We start from the raw sequence: 23,919 nt of genomic DNA, 5'->3' as shown, positions 1-23,919 counted from the left end.
CACAGCGTTTGAGCCCGATTTATCCCGCCAAGCGACGTCCTGTCGCATTCCCCGGCCTTTTAGGCTCATTGGCGGTAGACCAAAAAAGCCTTTTTCTGTAAGCTACAGCTTTAGTGTGTCCACTAAAAGCGCGCAGAATAATTCAGTGAAGAAGCGGGGTGACGTGTCCATACGTCACTCCGCTTTTTTGCAACCTGCGATCGCCCTTTCAGGCTTTATTTACGGGAGGTCTTCTTGACTAAGCCAGCCATACTCGCCCTTGCTGATGGCAGCATTTTTCGCGGCGAAGCCATTGGAGCCGACGGTCAAACCGTTGGTGAGGTGGTGTTTAACACTGCCATGACCGGCTATCAGGAAATCCTTACCGATCCTTCCTACGCCCAACAGATCGTTACCCTGACTTACCCGCACATCGGCAACACCGGCACCACGCCGGAAGACGCCGAGTCCGACCGCGTCTGGTCTGCAGGTCTGGTTATTCGTGACCTGCCACTGGTTGCGAGCAACTGGCGTAACACGATGTCCCTGTCCGACTACCTGAAAGCCAACAACGTTGTGGCAATCGCCGGTATCGACACCCGCCGCCTGACACGCATCCTGCGTGAAAAAGGCGCGCAGAACGGCTGCATCATGGCTGGCGACAACATCTCCGACGAAGCTGCGATTGCAGCAGCGCGCGGCTTCCCGGGCCTGAAGGGCATGGATCTGGCGAAAGTCGTCAGCACCAAGAAGCAGTACGAATGGCGCTCGACTGTCTGGGATCTGAAAACCGACAGCCACGCGACCCTCGACGCTTCCGATCTGCCGTACCACGTGGTTGCCTACGACTACGGCGTCAAGGTCAACATCCTGCGCATGCTGGTCGAGCGCGGTTGCCGCGTGACCGTGGTGCCAGCTCAAACGCCGGCTGCTGACGTTCTGGCTCTGAAGCCGGACGGTGTGTTCCTGTCCAACGGCCCGGGTGACCCTGAGCCTTGCGACTACGCGATCCAGGCGATCAAGGACATCCTGGAAACCGAGATTCCGGTGTTCGGCATCTGCCTCGGCCACCAACTGTTGGCCCTGGCCTCTGGCGCCAAGACCCTGAAAATGGGCCACGGTCACCACGGTGCCAACCACCCGGTTCAGGATCTGGATTCCGGTGTCGTCATGATCACCAGCCAGAACCACGGTTTTGCGGTAGACGAAGCGACTCTGCCAGGCAACGTTCGGGCGATCCACAAATCGCTGTTCGACGGCACCCTGCAAGGCATCGAGCGTACCGACAAGAGCGCGTTCAGCTTCCAGGGTCACCCTGAAGCCAGCCCTGGTCCGAACGATGTGGCGCCGCTGTTCGATCGCTTCATCAACGAGATGGCCAAGCGACGTTAATCGCCGGGCTTGAGCATGTAGCGAGAAGTCCCTGAGGGTGGCCCCGGTAACCCGGCGGTCCCTGAAGGGCTTCAGAGATTGATCAAGACGGCTTCTCCTAGGGGATTGCCGTCGGACCTGCGGATTTGAGTGACTACCCATGCCAAAACGTACAGACATTAAAAGCATCCTGATTCTCGGCGCTGGCCCGATCGTGATCGGCCAGGCTTGCGAATTCGACTACTCCGGCGCCCAGGCTTGCAAAGCCCTGCGCGAAGAGGGTTACCGCGTCATCCTGGTGAACTCCAACCCGGCCACCATCATGACCGACCCGGCCATGGCCGACGCCACCTACATCGAACCGATCAAGTGGCAGACCGTTGCCAAGATCATCGAGAAAGAGCGCCCGGACGCGCTGCTGCCGACCATGGGCGGCCAGACCGCTCTGAACTGCGCCCTGGACCTGGAGCGCGAAGGCATTCTGGAGAAGTTCGGCGTAGAGATGATCGGCGCCAACGCTGACACCATCGACAAGGCTGAAGACCGTTCGCGTTTCGACAAGGCGATGAAATCCATCGGCCTGGCTTGCCCGCGTTCCGGCATCGCCCACAGCATGGAAGAGGCCAATGCGGTCCTCGAGAAACTCGGCTTCCCGTGCATCATCCGCCCGTCCTTCACCATGGGCGGCACCGGTGGCGGTATCGCTTACAACCGCGAAGAGTTCGAAGAAATCTGCGCCCGCGGTCTGGACCTGTCGCCGACCAAAGAGCTGCTGATCGACGAATCGCTGATTGGCTGGAAAGAGTACGAAATGGAGGTTGTCCGCGATAAGAAGGACAACTGCATCATCGTCTGCTCGATCGAAAACTTCGACCCGATGGGCGTGCACACTGGTGACTCGATCACCGTGGCTCCGGCACAGACCCTGACCGACAAGGAATATCAGATTCTGCGTAACGCCTCCCTGGCGGTACTGCGCGAGATCGGCGTGGAAACCGGTGGCTCCAACGTCCAGTTCGGCATCTGCCCGAACACTGGCCGCATGGTGGTCATCGAGATGAACCCGCGGGTATCCCGTTCCTCGGCGCTGGCTTCGAAAGCAACCGGTTTCCCGATTGCCAAGGTCGCGGCCAAGCTGGCTGTGGGTTACACCCTGGATGAGCTGTCGAACGACATCACTGGCGGTAAAACTCCAGCGTCTTTCGAGCCGTCCATCGACTACGTCGTGACCAAGCTGCCACGCTTCGCTTTCGAGAAGTTCCCGAAAGCCGACGCCCGCCTGACCACTCAAATGAAGTCGGTTGGCGAAGTCATGGCTATCGGCCGGACCTTCCAGGAATCCCTGCAGAAAGCCCTGCGCGGTCTGGAAGTCGGTGTGTGCGGTCTGGACGAGAAGCTCGACCTGAGCAATCCGGAAAGCATGAGCGTGCTCAAGCGCGAACTGACCGTGCCGGGCGCCGAGCGTATCTGGTACGTGGCTGACGCAATGCGCGCCGGCATGAGCGTTGAAGATATCTTCGGCATGACCATGATCGATCCTTGGTTCCTGGTGCAGATGGAAGATCTGATCAAGGACGAAGAGAAGGTCAAGACCCTGGGTCTGACCAGCATCGACCGCGACATGATGTTCCGCCTCAAGCGCAAGGGTTTTTCCGATCAGCGTCTGGCCAAGTTGCTGGGTGTGACCGAGAAGAGCCTGCGTGCCCATCGCCACAAGCTTGAAGTGTTCCCGGTCTACAAGCGCGTCGACACTTGCGCCGCCGAGTTCGCCACCGACACTGCTTACCTCTACTCGACGTACGAAGAAGAGTGCGAAGCCGCGCCATCGGGTCGCGACAAGATCATGATCCTGGGCGGCGGTCCTAACCGTATCGGTCAAGGCATCGAGTTCGACTACTGCTGCGTACACGCGGCACTGGCCCTGCGCGATGACGGGTACGAGACCATCATGGTCAACTGCAACCCGGAAACCGTATCCACCGACTACGACACCTCCGATCGCCTGTACTTCGAGCCGGTGACCCTGGAAGACGTGCTGGAAATTGTCCGCGTCGAGAAGCCAAAAGGCGTGATCGTCCAGTACGGCGGCCAGACTCCGCTAAAACTGGCTCGGGCTCTGGAAGCTGCTGGCGTGCCGATCATCGGCACCAGCCCTGACGCAATCGACCGCGCCGAAGACCGTGAGCGCTTCCAGCAGATGGTCCAGCGCCTGAACCTGCGTCAGCCGCCAAACGCCACCGTGCGCAGCGAAGACGAAGCCATTCGTGCTGCCGCGAAGATCGGCTACCCGCTGGTGGTGCGTCCGTCCTACGTACTGGGCGGTCGTGCGATGGAAATCGTCTACGAAGAAGAAGAACTCAAGCGCTACCTGCGTGAAGCGGTTCAAGTGTCCAACGACAGCCCTGTGCTGCTGGACCACTTCCTCAACTGCGCCATCGAAATGGACGTGGATGCGGTTTGCGACGGCACCGACGTGGTGATCGGCGCGATCATGCAGCACATCGAACAGGCAGGTGTTCACTCCGGTGACTCCGCGTGCTCGCTGCCGCCGTACTCGCTGCCTTTGCATATCCAGGACGAGATGCGTGAGCAGGTCAAGAAAATGGCCCTGGAGCTGGGCGTGGTCGGCCTGATGAACGTTCAGTTGGCGCTGCAAGGCGAAGACATCTACGTCATCGAAGTCAACCCGCGCGCTTCCCGTACCGTACCTTTCGTGTCCAAGTGCATCGGTGTTTCCCTGGCAATGATCGCGGCTCGCGTGATGGCCGGTAAAACCCTGAAGGAAATCGGTTTCACCAAAGAAATCATTCCTAACTTCTACAGCGTGAAAGAGGCGGTGTTCCCATTCGCCAAGTTCCCTGGCGTTGACCCGATCCTTGGCCCGGAAATGAAGTCCACCGGTGAAGTGATGGGTGTGGGCGATACCTTCGGCGAAGCCTTTTCCAAAGCCCAGATGGGTGCCAGCGAAGTGCTGCCGACCGGCGGTACTGCCTTCATCAGCGTGCGTGATGATGATAAGCCACTGGTTGCAGGCGTAGCCCGTGATCTGATCAACTTGGGCTTCGAAGTGGTCGCCACTGCCGGTACTGCCAAGCTGATCGAAGCTGCAGGCCTGAAAGTGCGCCGTGTGAACAAGGTGACCGAAGGTCGTCCGCACGTGGTCGACATGATCAAGAATGACGAAGTCACGTTGATCATCAACACCACCGAAGGTCGTCAGTCGATCGCTGATTCGTACTCCATTCGTCGTAATGCCTTGCAGCACAAGATCTACTGCACTACCACCATTGCTGCTGGCGAAGCTATCTGTGAAGCGCTGAAGTTCGGTCCCGAGAAGACTGTGCGCCGCTTGCAGGATCTACACGCAGGATTGAAGGCATGATCAAATACCCAATGACCGTTAAGGGGGCGAAAGCCCTCGAAGAAGAACACGCTCACCTGACCAAGGTCGTCCGTCCGAAGCTCAGCCAGGACATCGGTACGGCTCGCGAGTTGGGTGACTTGAAGGAAAACGCCGAATACCACGCTGCTCGCGAGCAGCAGGGTATGGTCGAAGCGCGGATCCGTGATATCGAAGGCCGCATGCAGAATGCGGTGATCATCGATGTCACGAGCATTCCTCACACCGGCAAAGTGATTTTCGGTACCACCGTTGAAATCGCCAACGTCGAAACGGATGAAAGTGTCACTTACCACATCGTGGGCGAGGATGAGGCTGACTTCAAACTCGGCAAGATCTCCGTCAGTTCGCCACTTGCTCGCGCCTTGATTGCCAAGGAAGAGGGTGATGTGGTGGCGGTCAAAACGCCTGGCGGCGTTATCGAGTACGAGATTGTCGAAGTCCGCCATATCTGAAGGCAAGCGCCTGCTTCGTGCGGGCGCCATGCTTTGGCAACTGACTCAGATGTTATGGGTTGGTGGCTTGTGGTTGTTGCACATCGGTCTGCTGCCGGTGCTGAGCCGTATTGGCCTGGCACCGCTGCTGATCGAAGAAATTTCAAGCATGCTGAGTGCGCTGCTGGTCGGGTTTTCAGCGGCGTGCGTGGTTTTTCAGGTTTTGGTGCTGGTTCAGGCCAAGGGCCTTGTCAGTCTATGGCGCGATATTCGCGGGCAACTGCTGTTGATGGCGCTATACGCGAGTGCAATGTACTTCGTCGTGCGAATCGACTGGCCGCAGGCGCAGCACTGGTTGTTGTTCAGCTATCTTGTGCTGGGTTTTTCCGGGTTGCTGCTGGTTTTACAGCCGGTGCCGGGATGGGGTGGCAGGGTGCGCGAAGCACACCCTTGACCCGTATCATCACTTGAAGCGATGAACGTTCGACAACTGCTTGTTGACGCTGAAGTTCTTGCGGTAAATCAGCGCCATCTTGCCGATGACTTGCACCAGATCCGCTTTGCCGGCCTTGCACAGTTCTGCAATGGCTGCCAGGCGCGATTCGCGATCGAGGATGCTGAGCTTGATCTTGATCAGCTCGTGATCGCCCAATGCGCGTTCCAGTTCGGCTAAAACACCTTCAGTCAAACCGTTGTCAGCCACAGTCAAAACTGGTTTCAGATGGTGGCCAATGGACTTGTACTGTTTCTTCTGCTCTTGAGTGAGCGGCATAATCTGACCCCTGCGTCTGATCTTGTAAAAAGCGGCGGCCAGTTTACCCGAGCGAGTCCGGGACCGCCCAGTTAATCGCGACTCGTTTATTTTTTTGAGGTGGCCCGTGGCCCGTTCCAAGACTAGCCTTAACTGGCTGAAAGAGCATTTCAACGACCCGTACGTCAAAATGGCGCAAAAAGACGGGTATCGTTCGCGTGCCAGCTACAAATTGCTGGAGATCCAGGAAAAGGATCGCCTGATCCGTCCGGGCATGACCGTAATCGATCTCGGTGCAGCGCCGGGTGGCTGGTCGCAAGTGACCAGTCGTCTGATTGGTGGTCAGGGTCGTTTGATCGCCTCCGACATCCTGGAAATGGACAGCATCCCCGATGTGACCTTCATTCAGGGCGACTTTACCGAAGATGCGGTGCTGGCTCAGATCCTCGAGGCGGTCGGAAATACGCAGGTAGACCTTGTGATTTCCGATATGGCCCCCAATATGAGTGGATTGGCAGCTGTAGATATGCCTCGGGCGATGTTCCTCTGCGAGTTGGCACTGGATCTCGCCGGTCGGGTTTTACGGCCAGGTGGTGATTTTTTGATCAAGGTCTTCCAGGGTGAAGGCTTCGATGAATACCACAAGGAAATCCGCAAGCTGTTTGACAAAGTACAAATGCGCAAGCCTTTGTCTTCGCGTGACAGGTCTCGCGAGCAGTACTTGCTGGGACGCGGTTTCCGCGGTGTTGAAGGTTCCGAGAGCGTTGAGCGTTTCTAAGGGGGCGATAGGTTTTTTTGTATCGCTTTACAGAGCCGGTATAACGAATATTGTGTAGTCATTGTTTCACAAAGGGTTACAGACGGCGCCTGCCAGAGCCGTAGGTAATGTAGTAAGTTAGGCCGGTGAATATCATGCGAAGCGCGCGCCAGTAGCGGAGCTTGCTTCAGAGGGTAGTTAATTGAACGATATGGCAAAGAATCTGATCCTGTGGTTGATCATCGCGGCTGTCCTCGTGACGGTGATGAACAACTTCTCCAGCCCTAACGAGCCACAGACCCTCAACTATTCCGACTTCATCCAGCAGGTCAAGGATGGCAAGGTCGAGCGCGTAGCCGTGGACGGCTATGTCATTACTGGCAAGCGCAATGATGGCGACAGCTTCAAGACCATTCGTCCGGCCATTCAGGACAACGGTCTGATCGGCGACCTGGTGGATAACCACGTAGTCGTTGAAGGCAAGCAGCCTGAACAGCAAAGCATCTGGACTCAGCTCCTGGTTGCCAGCTTCCCGATCCTGGTGATCATCGCCGTCTTCATGTTCTTCATGCGGCAGATGCAGGGCGGTGCCGGCGGCAAGGGTGGACCGATGAGCTTCGGCAAGAGCAAGGCGCGCCTGCTCTCCGAAGATCAGGTGAAAACTACCCTGGCAGACGTTGCCGGTTGCGACGAAGCCAAGGAAGAAGTGGGTGAGCTGGTCGAGTTCCTGCGTGATCCGGGCAAGTTCCAGCGCCTGGGTGGGCGTATTCCTCGCGGTGTGCTGATGGTGGGTCCACCGGGTACCGGTAAAACCCTGTTGGCCAAAGCCATTGCCGGTGAAGCCAAGGTGCCGTTTTTCACCATCTCCGGTTCCGACTTCGTCGAAATGTTCGTTGGTGTGGGTGCCAGCCGTGTTCGCGATATGTTCGAGCAGGCGAAAAAACACGCTCCGTGCATTATCTTCATCGATGAAATCGACGCTGTCGGTCGCCATCGTGGTGCGGGCATGGGCGGTGGTCACGACGAGCGTGAACAGACTCTCAACCAGTTGCTGGTAGAGATGGACGGTTTCGAAATGAATGACGGCATCATCGTCATCGCCGCAACCAACCGTCCTGACGTACTTGACCCTGCGCTGCTGCGTCCGGGCCGTTTCGACCGTCAGGTTGTCGTAGGGCTGCCGGATATTCGTGGTCGTGAGCAAATCCTGAAAGTCCACATGCGCAAAGTGCCGATGGGTGATGATGTTGCTCCGGCGGTTATCGCACGTGGTACGCCTGGTTTTTCCGGTGCCGACCTGGCCAACCTGGTGAACGAGGCTTCGCTATTTGCTGCCCGCACCGGCAAGCGCGTTGTCGAGATGAAAGAGTTCGAGCTGGCGAAAGACAAGATCATGATGGGCGCTGAGCGCAAGTCCATGGTCATGTCCGAAAAAGAAAAGCAGAACACTGCCTATCACGAAGCGGGACACGCGATCGTTGGTCGTGTGGTTCCCGAGCATGATCCGGTCTACAAGGTCTCGATCATCCCGCGCGGCCGAGCGTTGGGTGTGACGATGTTCCTGCCGGAAGAGGATCGCTACAGTCTGTCCAAGCGTGCGTTGATCAGCCAGATCTGCTCGCTGTACGGTGGCCGTATTGCTGAGGAGATGACCTTGGGCTTCGATGGCGTGACCACGGGTGCATCGAATGACATCATGCGTGCCAGCCAGATTGCACGAAACATGGTCACCAAGTGGGGTCTGTCGGAAAAACTCGGTCCTTTGATGTATGCCGAAGAAGAGGGTGAAGTGTTCCTCGGTCGCGGCGGCGGTGGTCAGCACGCCAGCTTCTCGGGCGAGACTGCCAAGCTGATCGACTCGGAAGTGCGCAGCATCATTGACCAGTGCTACGGCACGGCCAAGCAGATTTTAACGGATAACCGCGACAAGCTCGATGCCATGGCCGATGCGCTGATGAAGTACGAAACCATTGATGCCGAACAGATCGATGACATCATGGCTGGCCGCACGCCGCGTGAGCCTCGTGACTGGTCGGGTGGTACCGGTACTCCTCCTGTCGTACAGGAAGAGCGTCCGGAAACTCCCATCGGTGGCCCGGCCGCTGACGTCTAAGGTTTGAAATGACTCTTGTACAGTCCTCAACCCGGTTGCCTTGCGGTAACCGGGTTCTTGATTTGGCTCATGCGCATGTCATGGGCATCCTCAATGTCACTCCCGATTCTTTCTCCGACGGTGGTCGCTTCAGTCAGCTCGATGCTGCTCTGCGACACGCTGAGGCGATGGCGGCTGCTGGTGCGACCCTCATTGATGTAGGTGGCGAGTCGACCCGGCCTGGCGCACGGGCGGTCTCGCCGCTTGAGGAGCTGGAGCGCGTGGCGCCGATCGTCGAGCGTATTCATCGCGAACTGGACGTTATTATCTCGGTCGATACCTCGACACCTGCGGTCATGCGTGAAACTGCACGCCTGGGAGCAGGTCTGATCAACGACGTGCGTTCGCTGCGTCGAGACGGAGCGCTGGATGCAGCAGCAGCCACCGGATTGCCGGTGTGCCTGATGCATATGCTCGGTGAGCCGGGAGATATGCAGGACAACCCGCATTATGATGACGTGACGAGAGAGGTTGGTGAGTTTCTTGCCGAGCGTATGGCGTCGTGTGCTGCGGTCGGTATTCCGGCCGAACGGATCATTCTTGATCCGGGTTTCGGGTTCGCGAAAAACTTGCAGCACAATTTGAGTCTGTTCAAGCATATGGAAGCCCTGCATGCCTTGGGACGGCCCCTGTTGGTCGGGGTTTCGCGAAAGAGCATGATCGGGCAGGCATTGAATCGCCCGGTGGGAGAGCGGCTGCATGGCGGCCTGGCTCTCGCGGCGTTGGCTGTCGTCAAGGGGGCGCGCATCTTGCGGGTGCATGACGTGGCCGAAACAGTCGATGTGGTGCGGATGATCGCAGCAGTTGAGTCAGCCGAATAAGAATGATGGAGCACTTATGACTAAGAAGTATTTTGGCACCGACGGCATTCGTGGTCGGGTCGGCGAATATCCGATTACCCCTGAGTTCATGCTCAAGCTTGGTTGGGCTGCCGGCATGGCCTTTCGCAGTAAGGGTGCTTGCAAGGTTCTTGTCGGCAAGGACACTCGAATCTCTGGTTATATGTTCGAATCGGCGCTTGAGGCCGGGCTTACCTCTGCCGGGGCTGATGTCATGCTGCTGGGGCCGATGCCTACTCCGGCTATCGCCTATTTGACGCGCACCTTCAATGCTGAGGCCGGTATTGTAATCAGCGCTTCGCACAATCCTCATGATGATAACGGCATCAAGTTCTTCTCTGGGCAAGGCACGAAACTGCCGGATGATGTTGAGCTGATGATCGAAGAATTGCTCGATATGCCGATGACCGTGGTTGAGTCGAGCAAGATCGGCAAGGTTTCGCGAATCAACGATGCCTCAGGTCGTTATATCGAATTCTGCAAAAGCAGTGTGCCAACCGGCACCAATTTCGCTGGTTTGAAAATCGTGATCGATTGCGCACACGGTGCTACCTATAAGGTGGCTCCGAGTGTTTTTCGTGAGTTGGGTGCGCAGGTGACGGTGCTTTCTGCGCAGCCTGACGGTCTGAACATCAATCACAATTGCGGCTCCACCCATATGGGGCAATTGCAGGCAGTTGTATTGGCTGAGCACGCAGATCTGGGCATTGCCTTCGATGGTGATGGCGACCGGGTATTGATGGTCGATCACACTGGAGCGATCGTCGATGGCGACGAATTGTTGTTCATCATCGCGCGTGACTTGCATGAGCGTGGCAAGTTGCAGGGTGGTGTTGTTGGAACCTTGATGAGTAATCTGGGGTTGGAACTGGCCCTGGCGGATCTGGGGATTCCTTTTGTGCGGGCCAACGTCGGTGACCGTTATGTAATCGCCGAACTGCTTGAGCGTAACTGGCTGGTGGGTGGTGAAAACTCCGGTCACGTTGTGTGCTTCAGTCATACCACCACGGGTGACGCGATTATCGCTGCGTTGCAGGTGTTGATGTCTCTGAAGCGCCGTTCCGAAGGTCTTGCGCAATCGCGTCAGGCACTGCGCAAGTGTCCTCAGGTATTGATCAATGTGCGTTTCGGCGGCGGCGAAAATCCGGTCGAGCATGCGACTGTCAAAGAAGTCAGCGAGCGCGTCACCAAGGCTATGGCTGGGCGTGGTCGCGTGTTGTTGCGCAAGTCTGGCACAGAGCCGCTGGTACGGGTCATGGTCGAAGGTGAGGACGAAACACTGGTTCGCGGTTACGCCGAGGAGCTGGCAAAACTGGTTGCTGAAGTTTCTGCCTGATTTCGGCTTGCCAGTAATGATGTGGTTGGGTAACATCTGCGCCCACTTTGACCGACGAGGTACAGCATGCGTCGCCCTATGGTAGCTGGTAACTGGAAGATGCACGGTACCCGCGCCAGCGTCGCTGAGCTGATAAACGGCCTTCGTCATCTGGCCTTGCCGAGCGGTGTTGAGGTCGCGGTATTCCCGCCTTGCTTGTATATCAATCAAGTGATTGATGGCTTGGAAGGTACGTCGATTTCGGTCGGCGCGCAGAATTCTGCGGTGGAAGCCATGCAAGGTGCATTGACCGGTGAGATTGCGCCGAGTCAGTTGGTGGATTCAGGTTGTTCCCTGGTGCTCATTGGGCACTCAGAGCGTCGCCAGATCATCGGCGAGCGTGATGAGACGCTGATTCGCAAGTTTGCAGCGGCGCAGGCATGTGGCTTGATTCCGGTGTTGTGCATAGGGGAAACCCTTGAGCAGCGTGAGGCCGGAAAAACGCTTGAGGTTGTCGGGCATCAGCTGGGCAGCATCATCGACGAGCTGGGTGTTGGTGTATTTGCAAAAGCAGTAATCGCTTACGAGCCGGTCTGGGCCATTGGCACCGGGCTGACTGCTTCGCCGCAACAGGCGCAGGATGTGCATGCAGTCATTCGTGCGCAGTTGGCGGCAGAGAATTCTGAGGTCGCACAAGGTGTGCGGCTTCTATACGGCGGCAGCGTGAAGGCGGCCAATGCGGTCGAACTGTTCGGCATGCCGGATATCGATGGGGGGCTCATTGGTGGAGCTTCCCTGAATGCAGATGAGTTCGGTGCGATTTGTCGCGCCGCGGGAAACTGAAAAAATGCTGGAAACAGTCGTAGTCGTTTTTCATCTGCTGGGTGCACTGGGCGTAGTTGCTCTCGTATTGCTGCAGCAGGGTAAAGGTGCGGACGCTGGCGCGTCTTTCGGAGCAGGTGCTTCAAATACTGTGTTCGGAAGCCAAGGTTCCTCTACCTTTCTTAGTAAGTTTACTGCTATACTTGCCGCAGGTTTCTTCATAACCAGCTTAGGGTTAGGTTACTTTGCTAAAGAGAAAGCTCACCAGCTGACTCAAGTAGGTTTGCCAAACCCAGCAGTGTTGGAAGTTCCAAAGCAAAAACCGGCTTCTGATGATGTCCCGGTGCTTCAAGAGCAAAAGTCGGCAACCAATGCGACTGACGTGCCTCCAGCTCAAGAGCAAAAGTAAGAAGGGTTTCAAACGTAGTATTGCCGAGGTGGTGGAATTGGTAGACACGCAACCTTGAGGTGGTTGTGCCCATAGGGTGTAGGGGTTCGAGTCCCCTTCTCGGTACCAATTATCAGGAGAGCCCGCTGTTGCGGGCTTTCTTGTAGGTGGAAGGTTACATTGACCCTGTTAGGGATCGGTCGTATACTTCCGCCCCAGCTTTGTCGCGGGGTGGAGCAGTCTGGTAGCTCGTCGGGCTCATAACCCGAAGGTCGTCGGTTCAAATCCGGCCCCCGCAACCAGTTTCAGGAGCCCCTTTTCAGGGGCTTTTTGTTAGCTGGACACTTTATAACGCCGCTGTTCAACGGCGTTTCAGGGATGGGCGTTTCGCCCATTTTTTTATTTTGCATAGCATGCATTTACATGCACGAGGGGGTTCAGGTGTCGAGCAAGCTAGAACAGTTGCAGGCCTTGTTGGCCCCGGTGGTCGTGGCCCTTGGCTATGAATGCTGGGGTATTGAGTTTTCGGCTCAAGGTCGCCACTCACTGTTGCGCGTTTATATCGATAAAGAAGGCGGTGTGCTGGTGGACGATTGTGCCATCGTCAGCCGTCAGATCAGCGGTGTGCTGGATGTTGAAGATCCGATCTCCGTTGAATACACCCTTGAAGTTTCCTCGCCTGGCATGGAACGCCCGCTGTTCACGCTTGAACAGTTTGCAAAGTTTGCCGGTGACCAAGTGAAGATCAAGCTGCGCTCGCCTTTCGAAGGTCGACGCAACTTTCAGGGCCTTCTGCGCGGTGTAGAAGAGCAGGACGTCGTGGTGCAGGTTGAAGACCATGAGTTCCTGTTGCCGATCGATATGATCGACAAGGCCAACATTATTCCCAGTTTTGACTGAGACGCGGATCCCGCGGATCCAATGGCTTGCGAAAGGCGAGGCGTACGATGAGCAAAGAAGTACTGCTGGTTGTTGAGTCGGTATCCAATGAAAAGGGCGTACCGGCAAACGTAATTTTTGAAGCGCTGGAGCTGGCTCTGGCCACCGCTACCAAAAAGCGTTTTGAAGACGAAGTTGATCTGCGTGTGGAAATCAATCGCCACACCGGTGCTTATGAAACTTTCCGTCGCTGGACGGTAGTCGAAGAAGCAGACCTGGATGATCCGGCTGTTGAAACCTGGCCGAGCAAGGTTCAGGAAACGCATCCTGGCGCGAAGGTCGGTGATGTAGTCGAAGAAAAAATCGAGTCCATCGAATTCGGCCGCATTGCTGCGCAGACTGCCAAGCAAGTTATCGTGCAGAAAGTTCGCGAAGCCGAGCGCGCTCAAGTCGTTGATGCCTACCGCGAGCGTCTGGGAGAAATCATCTCCGGCACCGTGAAGAAAGTAACCCGCGACAACGTGATCGTTGATCTGGGTAACAACGCTGAAGCGCTGCTGGCTCGTGAAGACATCATTTCTCGCGAAACTTTCCGGGTGGGTGTGCGCTTGCGTGCACTACTCAAGGAAATCCGCACCGAGAACCGCGGCCCGCAGCTGATTCTGTCGCGTACCGCGCCAGAAATGCTGATCGAGTTGTTCCGCATCGAAGTGCCGGAAATCGCTGAAGGCCTGATCGAAGTAATGGCTGCGTCCCGTGACCCGGGTTCGCGCGCCAAGATCGCGGTTCGCTCCAAAGACAAACGTATCGATCCGCAAGGTGCTTGCATTGGTATGCGCGGTTCGCGCGTCCAGGCGGTATCGGGCGAATTGGGCGGTGAGCGTGTGGATATCGTCCTGTGGGACGACAACCCGGCGCAGTTCGTGATCAACGCCATGTCCCCGGCTGAGGTTGCGGCAATTATCGTTGACGAAGATGCCCATGCAATGGACATCGCCGTTGGCGCAGACAATCTGGCTCAGGCCATCGGTCGCGGTGGTCAGAACGTGCGTCTGGCTAGCCAGTTGACTGGCTGGACCCTGAACGTGATGACCGAATCGGACATCCAGGCTAAACAGCAAGCAGAAACCGGCGACATCCTGCGCAACTTCATCGACGAGCTGGAAGTCGACGAAGATCTGGCACAGGTGCTGGTTGATGAGGGCTTTACCAGCCTGGAAGAGATTGCCTACGTACCGTTGGAAGAAATGCTCAACATCGATGGCTTTGACGAAGACACCGTCAACGAGCTTCGCGCTCGGGCCAAGGATCGTTTGTTGACTAAAGCCATCGCTACTGAGGAAAAGCTGGCAGACGCCCATCCGGCCGAAGACCTGCTCTCGCTTGAGGGTATGGACAAGGATTTGGCGATGGAACTGGCGGTGCGCGGCGTAATTACCCGCGAAGACCTGGCCGAGCAGTCTATTGACGACCTGCTCGACATCGACGGCATTGACGATGATCGTGCCGGCAAGTTGATCATGGCCGCCCGAGCCCATTGGTTCGAGTAATAGGCGCGGCCTGAGGAGAGAAGTGCATGACGCAAGTCACGGTGAAACAACTGGCCGATGAGGTCAAAACACCGGTAGAGCGCCTGCTGCAGCAGATGCGTGAGGCAGGTCTGCCGCACACCGCCGCCGAGGAACATGTGACCGACAGTGAGAAGCAGTCTTTGCTGACTCACTTGAAAAGCAGCCACAAGGCGAAAGTGGAAGAACCGCGCAAAATCACGTTGCAGCGTAAAACCACCAGCACCCTGCGTGTTGCTGGCAGCAAAAGCATCAGCGTTGAAGTACGCAAGAAGAAAGTCTTCGTACAGCGCAGCCCGGAAGAAATCGAAGCCGAGCGCAAACGCGAACTGGAAGAGCGTCGCGCAGTAGAAAATGCTGCACGTCAGAAGGCTGAAGAAGAAGCCAAGCGTCGCGCCGAAGAAGAAGCGCGTCGCCAGCCTGCTGCTGTGCAATCTGCTTCTACTGAAGCTGTTGCAGCACCTGTCGCAGTTGCCGAGCCAGTGCGTGAAGCACCGGTTGTAGCAGCAGCGCCAGCGGCTGACACTCGCAAACGCGACGAACAGCGTCGTCCGGACAAACCACGTGCCGACGATAACAATCGTCGTGGCGCGGGTGATGGTGAGCGCAAAAACGCTCCACATCGCGCTTCGGTCAAGGAAAAGGCGCCTGCTCCACGCGTTGCTCCACGGACTACCGACGAAGAAAGCGATGGCTTCCGTCGTGGTGGTCGCGGCAAGGCCAAGCTGAAGAAACGCAACGCCCACGGTTTCCAGAGCCCAACCGGCCCTGTCGTGCGCGAAGTGAAGATCGGCGAAACCATCACTGTTGGCGATCTCGCTCAGCAGATGTCGGTCAAGGCTGCTGAAATCATCAAGTTCATGTTCAAACTGGGTACTCCAGCGACCATCAACCAGGTACTTGACCAGGAAACTGCTCAATTGGTTGCTGAAGAGCTGGGCCACAAAGTGACCCTGGTCAGCGACACCGCCCTGGAAGATTCCCTGGCCGAGTCCCTGAAGTTTGAAGGTGAGGCTTTCTCCCGTGCGCCAGTCGTGACCGTAATGGGCCACGTTGACCATGGTAAGACCTCGCTGCTCGACTATATCCGTCGTGCCAAGGTAGCGGCTGGCGAAGCCGGCGGTATCACCCAGCACATCGGTGCGTACCACGTTGAAACCGAACGCGGCATGGTCACCTTCCTCGATACCCCGGGTCACGCCGCGTTTACCGCTATGCGTGCTCGTGGTGCCAAGGCGACCGACATCGTGATCCTGGTGGTTGCAGCGGACGACGGCGTGATGCCGCAGACCATTGAAGCCGTACAGCACGCCAAGGCTGCTGGTGTTCCACTGGTTGTTGCAGTGAACAAAATCGACAAGCCGGGCGCCGATCTCGATCGCATCCGTAGCGAACTGTCGGTTCACGGCGTGACCTCGGAAGAGTGGGGCGGCGACACTCCGTTCGTATCGGTTTCGGCGAAAGTCGGTACCGGTGTAGACGAGCTGCTCGAAGCTGTTCTGCTGCAAGCTGAAGTTCTCGAACTGAAAGCGACTCCTTCGGCTCCTGGCCGTGGTGTCGTGGTTGAATCGCGTCTCGACAAAGGTCGTGGCCCGGTTGCAACCGTTCTGGTTCAGGACGGCACCCTGCGCCAAGGCGACATGGTGTTGGTCGGTTCGAACTATGGCCGCGTTCGCGCCATGCTCGACGAGAACGGCAAGCCAATCAAGGAAGCCGGTCCTTCCATCCCTGTCGAGATTCTCGGCCTGGACGGTACCCCGGACGCTGGCGACGAGATGAGCGTGGTTGCCGACGAGAAGAAAGCCCGTGAAGTGGCTCTGTTCCGTCAAGGCAAGTTCCGTGAAGTCAAACTGGCTCGTGCTCACGCAGGCAAGCTGGAAAACATCTTCGAGAACATGGGCCAGGAAGAGAAGAAGACGCTTAACATCGTCCTCAAATCCGACGTCCGTGGTTCGCTGGAAGCGTTGAACGGCGCCTTGAACGGCCTGGGTAACGACGAAGTGCAAGTGCGTGTAGTCGGTGGCGGTGTCGGTGGTATCACCGAGAGCGACGCCAACCTGGCACTGGCCTCCAACGCTGTACTGTTCGGCTTCAACGTGCGTGCCGATGCTGGCGCTCGCAAGATCGTCGAGCAGGAAGGTCTGGATATGCGTTACTACAACGTGATCTACGACATCATCGAAGACGTCAAGAAAGCCCTGACCGGTATGCTTGGCAGCGACGTTCGGGAGAACATCCTGGGTATCGCTGAAGTCCGCGACGTGTTCCGTTCGCCGAAGTTCGGCGCGATCGCCGGTTGCATGGTTATCGAAGGTGTTGTGCACCGTAACCGTCCAATCCGTGTACTGCGTGAAGACATCGTTATCTTCGAAGGCGAGCTGGAGTCCCTGCGCCGCTTCAAGGATGACGCTTCCGAAGTACGTGCCGGCATGGAATGCGGTATCGGCGTGAAGAGCTACAACGACGTCAAAGTCGGTGACAAGATCGAAGTCTTCGAGAAGGTTCAGGTTGCTCGCAGCCTCTAACTCGCGCACTTCAAGAGCCGTGATGGGCAGCCGCATGCAAATGCACGGCGCATCACCCGGACTCTAAACGCAACGCCCGGTCTGGCTTCTGTCAGGCCGGGCGTTTGCCGCTTTCAGACCACACGGGTTTCACCGTGAGGCAGTAACAGGTAACAAGACATGGCAAAAGAATACAGCCGTACCCAACGTATCGGCGATCAGATGCAGCGTGAGCTGGCACAGCTGATCCGTCGTGAAGTCAAAGACCCGCGCGTCGGCCTGGTCACCATTACCGCTGTTGAAGTCAGCCGTGACGTCGGTCACGCCAAGATTTTCATCACCGTGATGGGGCAGGACAGCGCAGACGATATCGCTCAAAGCATCAAGGTGTTGAACTCGGCCGCCGGTTTCCTGCGCATGCAGTTGGCTCGCGAGATGAAGCTGCGCAGCGTTCCTCAGCTGCACTTCCACTACGACGAAAGCGTCGTGCGTGGCGCTCATCTGTCGGCATTGATCGAACGCGCCGTGGCTGAAGACAATCAGCACCCGGTTGCGGCAGAACCCGTAGACACCAAGGAGTAATCGGTGGCTCAGGTCAAACGTATCCGTCGTAACGTCAGCGGTATCATCCTGCTCGACAAGCCGCTGGGGTTCACCTCCAACGCGGCCTTGCAGAAGGTTCGCTGGCTGCTCAATGCCGAGAAGGCCGGGCACACCGGCAGTCTTGATCCGTTGGCCACCGGCGTGTTGCCGCTGTGCTTCGGTGAGGCGACCAAGTTCTCGCAATACCTGCTCGACTCCGACAAGGGCTATGAAACCCTGGCGCAATTGGGCAAGACCACCACCACGGCAGACGCTGAAGGTGAGGTTTTGCAGGAGCGCCCGGTGACCGTTTGTCGCGCCGATATCGAAGCGGTTTTGCCGAAATTTCGTGGGCAAATCAGTCAGATACCGCCGATGTACTCAGCCCTCAAGCGTGACGGTCAGCCGTTGTACAAGTTGGCGCGTGCAGGTGAAGTGGTGGAGCGCGAACCGCGTTCTGTTACTATTGCGCGCTTGGAATTGCTGGCCTTTGAAGGTGATACTGCGCGCTTCGCCGTAGATTGCAGTAAAGGCACCTATATCCGCACCCTCGTGGAGGATATTGGTGAAGCACTCGGTTGTGGCGCTTACGTTGCGCAGTTGCGACGTACCCAGGCCGGTCCGTTCAGCCTGGCCCAGACGGTCACGCTGGAAGAGTTGGAAGCAGTACATGCCGAAGGCGGCAACGAAGCGGTTGATCGCTTCCTGATGCCATCGGACAGCGGCTTGCTGGATTGGCCACTGTTGCAGTTCTCGGAGCACAGCTCGTTCTACTGGCTAAACGGCCAGCCGGTACGCGCCCCGGATGCACCGAAGTTCGGTATGGTACGCGTACAGGATCACAATGGTCGCTTCATCGGTATCGGTGAAGTGAGCGAAGATGGGCGCATCGCGCCACGTCGACTGATTCGGTCAGAATGACCGAACGAGGGTGGCTGTTAACAGGCACGGTCACTACTCATTTTTAGATACAGGGATTTGTCCCTGGCCTGTTGAAGCTGTTTCTTTGAAACAGTTTCCTGATAAAAGGATTGCCTCATGGCTCTCGACGTTCAAGAAAAAGCTCAAATCGTAGCTGACTACCAGCAAGCTGTTGGTGACACTGGTTCGCCAGAAGTGCAAGTTGCACTGCTGACCCACAACATCAACAAACTGCAAGGTCACTTCAAGGCCAACGGTAAAGATCACCACTCCCGTCGTGGTCTGATCCGCATGGTAAACCAGCGTCGCAAGCTGCTGGACTACCTGAAAGGCAAGGACGTGAGCCGTTACAGCGCTCTGATCGCTCGCCTGGGTCTGCGTCGCTAATAAGCGATTGCGCTAGAGGTTGGTTGTCTGTCGTGCGTCAGCGGGTTTCCCGCCGGCGCATGGCAGGCTCCCAGCCTCAAGTTTTATCTGGACAACAGTTTTATCTGGACAATCAAAGTCGGGCCGATTCCCGGCATTGCCCAAGAATTTCGCAAGAAAACCAGTTCCCCCAAGAGCCACAAAGAAGGTAGGACACCGTGAACCCGGTAATCAAAAAATTCCAGTTCGGTCAGTCGACCGTTACCCTCGAGACTGGCCGTATCGCCCGTCAGGCCTCCGGCGCAGTATTGGTCACCGTTGACGACGACGTCAGCGTATTGGTGACCGTAGTCGGTGCCAAGCAAGCCGATCCAGGCAAGGGCTTCTTCCCCCTGTCTGTTCACTACCAGGAAAAAACCTACGCTGCCGGTAAGATCCCTGGCGGTTTCTTCAAGCGCGAAGGCCGTCCTTCCGAGAAAGAAACCCTGACTTCCCGACTGATCGACCGTCCGATCCGTCCGCTGTTCCCGGAAGGTTTCATGAACGAAGTGCAGGTTGTCTGCACCGTCGTTTCCACCAGCAAGAAGACCGATCCGGACATCGCTGCGATGATCGGTACCTCGGCTGCGCTGGCGATCTCCGGCATTCCTTTCGATGGCCCGATCGGCGCTGCCCGCGTTGCGTTCCACGAAAGCACTGGCTACCTGCTGAACCCGACTTACGAACAACTGAAAGCATCGAGCCTGGACATGGTCGTTGCCGGTACTTCGGAAGCGGTATTGATGGTTGAATCGGAAGCCAAAGAGCTGACCGAAGACCAGATGCTGGGCGCGGTACTGTTTGCTCACGACGAGTTCCAGGTTGTGATCAACGCTGTTAAAGAACTGGCTGCCGAAGCTGCCAAGCCAACCTGGACCTGGGCTCCTCAGCCTGAAGCCACCGCACTGCTGGGCGCTATCCGTGCCGAGTTCGGCGACGCGATTTCCCAGGCTTACACCATCACCGTCAAGGCCGACCGTTACGCTCGCCTGGGCGAACTGAAAGACCAGGTTGTAGCCAAGCTGTCCGGTGAAGAAGGCCAGCCTTCGTCCAGCGAAGTCAAAGCAGCTTTCGGTGAAATCGAATACCGTACCGTTCGCGAAAACATCGTTAACGGCAAGCCGCGTATCGACGGCCGCGACACCCGCACCGTACGTCCGCTGAACATCGAAGTTGGCGTTCTGCCGAAGACCCACGGTTCGGCATTGTTCACCCGTGGCGAAACCCAGGCTCTGGTCGTTGCGACACTGGGCACCGCCCGTGACGCACAACTGCTGGACACCCTGGAAGGCGAGAAAAAAGACCCGTTCATGCTGCACTACAACTTCCCTCCGTTCTCGGTGGGCGAGTGTGGTCGCATGGGTGGCGCTGGTCGTCGTGAAATCGGTCACGGCCGTCTGGCCCGTCGTTCGGTTCAGGCCATGCTGCCTGCTGCCGACGTGTTCCCGTACACCATCCGTGTGGTATCGGAAATCACCGAATCCAACGGTTCCAGCTCGATGGCGTCGGTTTGCGGTGCTTCCCTGGCCCTGATGGACGCTGGCGTGCCAATGAAGGCGCCGGTTGCCGGTATCGCCATGGGTCTGGTTAAAGAAGGCGAGAAGTTCGCCGTCCTGACCGACATCCTGGGTGACGAAGACCACCTGGGCGACATGGACTTCAAAGTAGCCGGTACCTCCAAAGGTGTTACCGCGCTGCAGATGGACATCAAGATCAAAGGCATCACCGAAGAAATCATGGAAATCGCTCTGGGCCAAGCCCTGGAAGCGCGCCTGAACATCCTCGGCCAGATGAACCAGATCATTGCCCAGTCGCGTACCGAGCTGTCGGAAAATGCTCCGACCATGATCGCGATGAAAATCGACACCGACAAAATCCGTGATGTTATCGGTAAAGGCGGCGCGACCATTCGTGCGATCTGTGAAGAGACCAAGGCTTCGATCGACATCGAAGACGACGGCTCGATCAAGATCTTCGGCGAAACCAAGGAAGCCGCTGAAGCCGCTCGTCAGCGCGTTCTGGGCATCACCGCTGAAGCTGAAATCGGCAAGATCTACGTCGGTAAAGTTGAGCGCATCGTCGACTTCGGCGCATTCGTCAACATCCTGCCGGGCAAGGACGGTCTGGTTCACATCTCCATGCTGAGCGACGCTCGCGTTGAGAAAGTGACCGACATCCTGAAAGAAGGCCAGGAAGTGGAAGTACTGGTACTGGACGTGGACAACCGCGGCCGTATCAAGCTGTCCATCAAAGACGTAGCAGCAGCCAAGGCTTCGGGCGTTTAATTACCCCGCAGCTTAAGCGCTGAACAAGCAAACGCCCCGACTGGTTCGGGGCGTTTTGCTGTGTGCAGTAAATGCGCCCTTGTAGCAGCTGGCGAAGCCAGCTGCTACAGAGGCTCAGAGCAAATCCGTGAAAAATGAGGCGCTTGTCCAGGTTGCCCGACCCCAAACTCAGTGCTAGCTTTAGCCCACCGCCCGTGTAGCTCAGCCGGTAGAGCAGCGCACTCGTAACGCGAAGGTCGCAGGTTCGATTCCTGTCTCGGGCACCACTTCCCCCTGTTATTTCACCTTTCTACTCAGCTCCTCGACGGTACGTTTGAGCTGATCCATCGCACGATCCTGATCGCTGATGGTCCGTTTCAGGTTCGAGATCTCGCTGCTGTTCGAGCTGGAGCTGGAGCCGCTGTTGCGCTTGAGGTCTTCCACCTGCCGACCGAGCTTATCCAGATCACGTTCCTGCTCTTTGACCTTGCTCTTGAGGTCGTCGATCTCCTTGCTGCTGGAGCTTGAGCTGGAACCGCTGCTGCGCTTGAGTTCTTCGATCTGGCGCGTCTGGTTGTTGATGGTTTCCTGCATCTTTTTCAGTTCGTCGATGCGGAAATCACTTTTGACCAGAACGTCCTTGCCGTATTCATAGTGGATGGCGGAGAGTTTGTCATCGTAAGACGGACCGCTGTTGCTCAGCTCAATGCTGGCCATTGCGGTGCCCGGCAGAGCCAGGACACCCAGCAGGGCGGTCATTGCGCTGGCGGACAGAACAGAGGAAAGCTTCGAAAAACTGCGCATCACTGAGGTTCCTTGTGAAGTACCGATATGGCACATCGCTATGACTTTGGATTTGAAATTATGTTCCCGAGGCTCTCGACGCACCCTGCGTGAAACTTTTTGTGGAATAGATGTAAAGAGCCGTGTAATTCGTGGGCCAAACGTCCTATATTCGGTGCCTGCATGAGCATCGCCCAGCAGTTTTCAGATGATCCCGAATGGTTCTGAAGGCCAGATAAACCGGGCTTCAAACGGTTTCCTGCGTCAGAGAGATCCTTGATGATCCAGATCCATCTTCCATTCCCATGATCAGCGAGAACGCCATGACCGTGAACGAAATGACTCAAGAGCAAAGACACGAAGAGGCCCTCAAGAAGTACATGCTTGATGCGCCAGAATTGATGGAAGAGATCAAGAACCTGAGCGCCGACGATCAGAAAGATCAGATTCAGTGGGCGTTCGAGGACGAGGCAGAAGCACAGGGCTTGCAGCCTTGGGAGCTGACGCTCAAGTACACCTCAACGCCGGAAGAATACGAAGCGACGCGCCTTGCGTTGCACAAGGAAGCAGCCGAAGTGCTGGGCGTCGAGTGGGAAGAATACTGCGAGATGAACAATCTGGTGGTTTGAAAGCAACGCCAGCCTCATGAGGCTGGCGTTTCTTTTTGTCAGAGACTCAAGCGCATCGACAGGTCTACGGCCTTCACATCCTTGGTCATCGCCCCAATCGAGATGTAATCCACGCCCGTCTCGGCGATCGGTCGCAAGGTGCTTTCGTTGACGCCACCGCTGGCCTCGAGTTTCGCCTTGCCGGCATTCAGCCGCACGGCTTCACGCATGTCCTCCAGGCTCAGCTCATCGAGCATGATGATATCGGCCCCCGCCGCCAGGGCCTCCTTGAGCTCCTCCAGGCTTTCCACTTCAATCTCCACCGGTTTGCCCGGCGCGATCTTGTGCGCGGCGGCGATGGCTTGAGGGATGCCGCCGCAGGCAGCGATATGGTTTTCCTTGATCAGAAAAGCGTCGTACAGGCCGATGCGGTGGTTGTGACAGCTGCCGCAGGTCACGGCGTACTTTTGCGCCAATCGCAACCCAGGCAGGGTTTTGCGGGTATCCAGCAGTTTCACCTGAGTATCGGCAACGAAGTCGGCCAGGTATTGCGCACGAGTGGCGACACCGGAAAGCAGTTGCAGAAAATTCAGCGCACTACGCTCGCCGGTCAGCAGCGAGCGGGCGGGGCCTTCGAGGTGAAACAACGCCTGATTGGGGTTCACGCGCTCACCGTCGCGCACTTGCCAGTGCACCGCAACGCGCGGGTCCAGTTGCCGGAACACCGCGTCGACCCAAGCGGTGCCGCTGATGACGGCCGCATCACGGGTAATGATCGTGGCTTTGGCCAGGCGTTCGGCCGGGATCAATTGTGCGGTGATGTCGCCGCTGCCGATGTCTTCAAGCAACGCACGGCGCACGTTGGCTTCGATTTCGGCGGTCAAATCGGCGAGGCGTAGATTCGGCATAACGGGCTCCACAAACAAAGTGGCTCGATTATAGGGCCATGCTGCAAGCGAACCCAAGACGCCCAGCACTTTCAGCAGGTTCTAAAACCTGCACTTGGTCGACTCGCCCGCATTACCCCTGCATGCCGATCTGTGATCGGGCGCTGTTTCATGGACCGATGCAGAGTCTGCTGGCACTCGGGAGGTCTTTTGCAGATAATCGCGCCTTGCGTTTGACGTCATGGCCTTGACGTTTCTTTGGCTTCCCGACACTTGAAATGCAGCGCGGTGCATCACGATTGCGTTGTGA

General features: G+C 57.1%; 21 protein-coding genes and 3 tRNA genes. 21 read left to right on the top strand and 3 right to left on the bottom strand.

Going from position 1 to position 23,919, the window contains the following annotated elements:
* Nucleotides 1-234 precede the first annotated feature (234 nt).
* The 4 genes from carA (at nucleotide 235) to AABM55_RS24930 (ending at nucleotide 5,638) form a co-directional block, all read left to right on the top strand.
* On the top strand, nucleotides 235-1,371 hold the full coding sequence (gene carA, locus AABM55_RS24945; RefSeq protein WP_054594068.1) for a glutamine-hydrolyzing carbamoyl-phosphate synthase small subunit: 1,137 nt from the start codon (nucleotides 235-237) through the stop codon (nucleotides 1,369-1,371).
* Nucleotides 1,372-1,510: 139 nt separating this feature from the next.
* A complete protein-coding gene (gene carB, locus AABM55_RS24940) occupies nucleotides 1,511-4,732 on the top strand; it encodes a carbamoyl-phosphate synthase large subunit (protein ID WP_347928029.1) in 3,222 nt (1,073 codons plus the stop codon).
* Nucleotides 4,729-5,205, top strand: a complete 477-nt coding sequence (gene greA / locus AABM55_RS24935; RefSeq protein ID WP_347928027.1) for a transcription elongation factor GreA — start codon at nucleotides 4,729-4,731, stop codon at nucleotides 5,203-5,205. Before carB ends, greA begins: the two co-directional genes overlap by 4 nt.
* Before the next feature lie 28 nt (nucleotides 5,206-5,233).
* Nucleotides 5,234-5,638, top strand: a complete 405-nt coding sequence (locus AABM55_RS24930) for a hypothetical protein (protein WP_054594065.1) — start codon at nucleotides 5,234-5,236, stop codon at nucleotides 5,636-5,638.
* Nucleotides 5,639-5,647: 9 nt separating this feature from the next.
* Here AABM55_RS24930 and AABM55_RS24925 read toward each other — a convergent pair whose 3' ends face one another.
* Nucleotides 5,648-5,956, bottom strand: a complete 309-nt coding sequence (locus tag AABM55_RS24925) for a YhbY family RNA-binding protein (protein ID WP_019691785.1) — start codon at nucleotides 5,954-5,956, stop codon at nucleotides 5,648-5,650.
* 106 nt (nucleotides 5,957-6,062) lie between these two features.
* Here AABM55_RS24925 and rlmE point away from each other — a divergent pair, with 106 nt between their 5' ends.
* From rlmE to AABM55_RS24845, 16 genes are all read left to right on the top strand, one after another.
* Nucleotides 6,063-6,713, top strand: coding sequence for a 23S rRNA (uridine(2552)-2'-O)-methyltransferase RlmE (gene rlmE, locus AABM55_RS24920; RefSeq protein ID WP_019691786.1), 651 nt, complete (start codon nucleotides 6,063-6,065; stop codon nucleotides 6,711-6,713).
* Between the two features lie 190 nt (nucleotides 6,714-6,903).
* On the top strand, nucleotides 6,904-8,805 hold the full coding sequence (ftsH, locus tag AABM55_RS24915) for an ATP-dependent zinc metalloprotease FtsH (protein WP_054594064.1): 1,902 nt from the start codon (nucleotides 6,904-6,906) through the stop codon (nucleotides 8,803-8,805).
* Nucleotides 8,806-8,813: 8 nt separating this feature from the next.
* On the top strand, nucleotides 8,814-9,665 hold the full coding sequence (gene folP / locus AABM55_RS24910; protein WP_054594063.1) for a dihydropteroate synthase: 852 nt from the start codon (nucleotides 8,814-8,816) through the stop codon (nucleotides 9,663-9,665).
* A gap of 16 nt (nucleotides 9,666-9,681) precedes the next feature.
* The gene (glmM, locus tag AABM55_RS24905) at nucleotides 9,682-11,019 is read left to right on the top strand and encodes a phosphoglucosamine mutase (RefSeq protein WP_103318611.1); all 1,338 of its coding nucleotides are present in this window, start codon (nucleotides 9,682-9,684) and stop codon (nucleotides 11,017-11,019) included.
* Between the two features lie 66 nt (nucleotides 11,020-11,085).
* Nucleotides 11,086-11,841: a triose-phosphate isomerase gene (gene tpiA / locus AABM55_RS24900; RefSeq protein ID WP_347928025.1), complete on the top strand. Its 756-nt coding sequence runs from the start codon at nucleotides 11,086-11,088 to the stop codon at nucleotides 11,839-11,841.
* A 4-nt stretch (nucleotides 11,842-11,845) separates the two neighbouring features.
* Nucleotides 11,846-12,229, top strand: coding sequence for a preprotein translocase subunit SecG (gene secG, locus AABM55_RS24895; protein WP_054594060.1), 384 nt, complete (start codon nucleotides 11,846-11,848; stop codon nucleotides 12,227-12,229).
* 22 nt (nucleotides 12,230-12,251) lie between these two features.
* Nucleotides 12,252-12,337, top strand: a tRNA-Leu gene (locus AABM55_RS24890).
* Between the two features lie 96 nt (nucleotides 12,338-12,433).
* A tRNA-Met gene (locus tag AABM55_RS24885) sits at nucleotides 12,434-12,510 on the top strand.
* 139 nt (nucleotides 12,511-12,649) lie between these two features.
* The gene (gene rimP, locus AABM55_RS24880) at nucleotides 12,650-13,108 is read left to right on the top strand and encodes a ribosome maturation factor RimP (protein WP_024265126.1); all 459 of its coding nucleotides are present in this window, start codon (nucleotides 12,650-12,652) and stop codon (nucleotides 13,106-13,108) included.
* Nucleotides 13,109-13,155: 47 nt separating this feature from the next.
* Nucleotides 13,156-14,637 (top strand): transcription termination factor NusA, encoded by a 1,482-nt coding sequence (gene nusA, locus AABM55_RS24875; protein ID WP_019691793.1) that lies wholly within the window; start codon nucleotides 13,156-13,158, stop codon nucleotides 14,635-14,637.
* Between the two features lie 26 nt (nucleotides 14,638-14,663).
* On the top strand, nucleotides 14,664-17,180 hold the full coding sequence (gene infB, locus AABM55_RS24870; RefSeq protein WP_054594059.1) for a translation initiation factor IF-2: 2,517 nt from the start codon (nucleotides 14,664-14,666) through the stop codon (nucleotides 17,178-17,180).
* 159 nt (nucleotides 17,181-17,339) lie between these two features.
* Complete coding sequence (gene rbfA / locus AABM55_RS24865; RefSeq protein ID WP_019691795.1) at nucleotides 17,340-17,741, top strand: 30S ribosome-binding factor RbfA; 402 nt, start codon at nucleotides 17,340-17,342, stop codon at nucleotides 17,739-17,741.
* Nucleotides 17,742-17,744: 3 nt separating this feature from the next.
* Nucleotides 17,745-18,662 (top strand): tRNA pseudouridine(55) synthase TruB, encoded by a 918-nt coding sequence (truB, locus tag AABM55_RS24860; RefSeq protein WP_054594058.1) that lies wholly within the window; start codon nucleotides 17,745-17,747, stop codon nucleotides 18,660-18,662.
* A gap of 117 nt (nucleotides 18,663-18,779) precedes the next feature.
* Nucleotides 18,780-19,049, top strand: coding sequence for a 30S ribosomal protein S15 (gene rpsO, locus AABM55_RS24855; protein WP_003197723.1), 270 nt, complete (start codon nucleotides 18,780-18,782; stop codon nucleotides 19,047-19,049).
* Between the two features lie 197 nt (nucleotides 19,050-19,246).
* Nucleotides 19,247-21,352, top strand: coding sequence for a polyribonucleotide nucleotidyltransferase (gene pnp / locus AABM55_RS24850; RefSeq protein ID WP_103318613.1), 2,106 nt, complete (start codon nucleotides 19,247-19,249; stop codon nucleotides 21,350-21,352).
* Nucleotides 21,353-21,542: 190 nt separating this feature from the next.
* Nucleotides 21,543-21,618, top strand: a tRNA-Thr gene (locus AABM55_RS24845).
* Between the two features lie 10 nt (nucleotides 21,619-21,628).
* Here the strand turns inward: AABM55_RS24845 and AABM55_RS24840 are convergent.
* Entirely contained in the window at nucleotides 21,629-22,135 is a 507-nt protein-coding gene (locus AABM55_RS24840) for a hypothetical protein (RefSeq protein WP_347928024.1), read from the bottom strand.
* 302 nt (nucleotides 22,136-22,437) lie between these two features.
* Between AABM55_RS24840 and AABM55_RS24835 the strand changes: the two genes are divergently transcribed.
* The gene (locus tag AABM55_RS24835; RefSeq protein WP_054598178.1) at nucleotides 22,438-22,743 is read left to right on the top strand and encodes a DUF6388 family protein; all 306 of its coding nucleotides are present in this window, start codon (nucleotides 22,438-22,440) and stop codon (nucleotides 22,741-22,743) included.
* A gap of 38 nt (nucleotides 22,744-22,781) precedes the next feature.
* Here AABM55_RS24835 and nadC read toward each other — a convergent pair whose 3' ends face one another.
* Nucleotides 22,782-23,630 (bottom strand): carboxylating nicotinate-nucleotide diphosphorylase, encoded by an 849-nt coding sequence (gene nadC / locus AABM55_RS24830; RefSeq protein ID WP_347928023.1) that lies wholly within the window; start codon nucleotides 23,628-23,630, stop codon nucleotides 22,782-22,784.
* Nucleotides 23,631-23,919 lie beyond the last annotated feature (289 nt).

This window comes from Pseudomonas helvetica, assembly GCF_039908645.1.
Classification (GTDB): domain Bacteria; phylum Pseudomonadota; class Gammaproteobacteria; order Pseudomonadales; family Pseudomonadaceae; genus Aquipseudomonas; species Aquipseudomonas helvetica.
The sequence above is the reverse complement of the archived record's forward strand: the minus strand, read 5'-3'. Positions and strand labels throughout refer to the sequence as shown.